Source organism: Burkholderia sp. Ac-20379 (genome assembly GCF_017104645.1).
Taxonomy (GTDB): domain Bacteria; phylum Pseudomonadota; class Gammaproteobacteria; order Burkholderiales; family Burkholderiaceae; genus Burkholderia.
Genome location: NZ_JAAGPF010000661.1, coordinates 1 through 1,536, shown reverse-complemented (window position 1 = coordinate 1,536; position 1,536 = coordinate 1). Strand labels below are relative to the sequence as shown.

At 73.0% G+C, this 1,536-nt stretch carries 2 protein-coding genes; both read right to left on the bottom strand.

The window, feature by feature from the left end; all coding sequences use genetic code 11:
- Positions 1-1,346 (bottom strand): alpha-amylase family glycosyl hydrolase (locus tag G3N92_RS33730; protein WP_241015198.1); only part of this gene is annotated, 1,346 nt, incomplete at its 3' end.
- A partial coding sequence (locus G3N92_RS33725; RefSeq protein ID WP_206131826.1) for a hypothetical protein occupies positions 1,343-1,536 on the bottom strand: 194 nt, incomplete at its 5' end. The genes G3N92_RS33725 and G3N92_RS33730, both read right to left, overlap by 4 nt.

Sequence of the window (1,536 nt, the reverse complement as noted above, 5' to 3'; positions counted from 1 at the left end):
CGCGTGCGCAGGTCGCCGCGCGCGATCTCGTGCAGCAGCGCGGCCACGCGCTCGGCCTCGACGGCCAACTGGCGCGGCACGGCCTCGCGCTTGCCGGCGAGCGCCTCGTCGGCGAAATCGGCCGTGCTGCCCGACAGCTCGGCCCACAGTTTCGCGAGCGGCGCTTCGCCGGCCGGATCGTGCAGCAGCGCGCCCACGTCGTTCATGAAGTCGTAGCCGGTGGTGCCGTCGGTCAGCCAGTCGGTGGCCAGCGTTTCGCCGCGCGCGAGGATCTTCTCCACCACCAGGTACGGCGCGGGGCTGCGCAGCGCGGCCAGCCGTTCGCGCAGGCGGCGGCAGTAGCCGCGCGGGTCGGCGAGGCCGTCCACGTGATCGATGCGCACGCCGTCCACCAGCCCCGCGTCGACGAGCCGGAACAGCAGCGCATGCACGTCCTCGAACACGGCTTCGTCCTCCACGCGCACGCCCGCGAGCGTGTCGATGTCGAAGAAGCGCCGCCAGTTGATCTCGTCGTTGGCGGTGCGCCACCAGGCGAGCCGGTACGCCTGCCGTTCGAGCACGGCGTGCAGGCGCGCGCGGCCCGCTTCGGTGTCGCTCGCGTAGTGGCGCAGCGCAGCGTCGAGCGCTGCCGCGCCGTGCTCGTGCAGATGCTCGCGCAGCGCCTCGAACGCCAGCCCGATGCGCGGCGCGCCGGGCGGCGCTTCCACCAGCGGCGCGAAACGCGCGGCCAGCGTGTCGAGCTCGGGCCGGTGCGCGGCGCGCAGGATGTCGGGATAGGCGGCCAGATTGACGGGCAGCGTGCGGCCGGGGCAGACGATATGCAGGCGGCCGCTGGTTGGTTCGCACTGCAATGCAATCTCGCCGGCCGCGAGCGCCTCGCCGTAGGGGCGGCCGAGGCAGGGCAGCAGCACGCGCCCGTGCAGCGACGGGTCGGCCGGCTGCCAGTCGATGTCGAAATGGTGCGCGTGGCGGCTGCGCGGCCCCCATTCGAGCACGTCGTTCCACCAGCCGTTGGAGGAACCGCCCACGCCCATGTGGTTCGGCACGAAATCGACGATGATGCCGAGGCCGTGCCGGCGCAGCGCGCCGGCCAGCCGCACGAAGCCGTGCTCGCCGCCGAGTTCCTCGCTCACGCGGCCGTAGTCGACGGTGTTGTAGCCGTGCATCGAGCCCGGCTCCGCCTGCGTGATCGGCGACAGATACAGGTGGCTGATGCCGAGCTTCGCGTAATCGCCTACGTAGGCGGCGGCGTCGTCGAACGTGAAGCCCGCGTGCAGTTGCAGGCGCAGCGTGGCGCGCGGGCGGCTGCTTGCCGCGATCGTCGGGTCGTTGCGGGTGTTGCTCATCGGCCGGTTCCCCCGGTGCGTCGTGCCAGTGCGACGGCGGCCAGCGTGGCGCCGGCCGCATCGTCGATCAGTGTTTCGGTGGTGCGCGGCATGCGCCGCCGCCAGTTCGGATGGCCGACGGGCGGGCCGGGCAGGTTCGGCTGCGCGGGCAGCGCGAGCAGATCCTCGAGCGGCAGCAGCGCCAGCGACA